Below are 827 nucleotides of genomic sequence, written 5' to 3' on the forward strand. Positions count from 1 at the left end.
AATAATAAGCTACTGATATTCTCCACCTTTTTTATCTTTAATCCATCATAGCTAGCGATGCAACAAAGCCCACTGGGATCCAGAAAACTTAACTTTAAATAAGTGGCTGCATAATAAAGGCTGGATTCCAGACTGGAATGACATCATCTGCTACACACTTGAATGACAAGAGAAGAATTCTGAAACAACAAGTTTCAAGGAAATCTTATGTAAAATCTAACATTAACGAAAATTATACTATTTTCATGCATGCTATGGTTTTTGTAATTAATGGAGGGTGATATGGCGTTGAGTGAAAAATTGAGTACAATAGAAAACCTTGCAACTAACAAAAATTTTTTAGGAAAATTGATAGTGGAACTCAATAAAGGTGCTAATGATAAAGGTATATATACTAAAAAAGGTGTGGATGATGAGTTGAGAAAGAAAGCTAATACTGCAGATGTTTACACTAAAAGAAATGTAAATGATGAGTTGGCAAAAAAAGCTGACAAGAATTACGTCGATGCTGAGCTAGGAGAGAAAGCTGGTGCAGCTGATCTAGCCAACAAAGCTAATACTGCAGATGTTTACACTAAAACTGATGCAGACACTGCTTTTGTCAAAGCTACAGAGCTTAAAACAAAAGCTGCAGCGAAAGATGTCGTGGATGCTATAATTGCTTCTACTGATTTTACCGATAAAGTATACACTAAAAATGATGCAGATACTGCGTTTGTTAAAACTGCAGATCTTGCAACAAAAGTTGCAAAAAAAGCTGTTGTGGATGCTTTAATACCAGAATTAGCAAAAGGTGATGATGATAATGGTATCTATACTAAAAAAGG

At 34.5% G+C, this 827-nt stretch carries 1 protein-coding gene and 1 pseudogene; both read left to right on the forward strand.

All coding sequences use genetic code 11. The features are described 5' to 3' along the window. Positions 1-137: 137 nt before the first annotated feature. Positions 138-281: a hypothetical protein gene (locus tag OZD62_RS00910; protein ID WP_174517021.1), complete on the forward strand. Its 144-nt coding sequence runs from the start codon at positions 138-140 to the stop codon at positions 279-281. 1 nt (position 282) lies between these two features. Continuing rightward, positions 283-827: pseudogene (locus OZD62_RS00915) on the forward strand (collagen-like triple helix repeat-containing protein); the annotation flags it as partial.

Source organism: Wolbachia endosymbiont of Drosophila seguyi, assembly GCF_028981765.1.
Taxonomy (GTDB): Bacteria; Pseudomonadota; Alphaproteobacteria; order Rickettsiales; family Anaplasmataceae; genus Wolbachia; species Wolbachia pipientis.

What these genes read in the sequence shown, in the direction of transcription:
- OZD62_RS00910 (WP_174517021.1), top strand. Translation starts at nt 138, where the DNA reads ATGACATCATCTGCTACACACTTGAATGACAAGAGAAGAATTCTGAAA.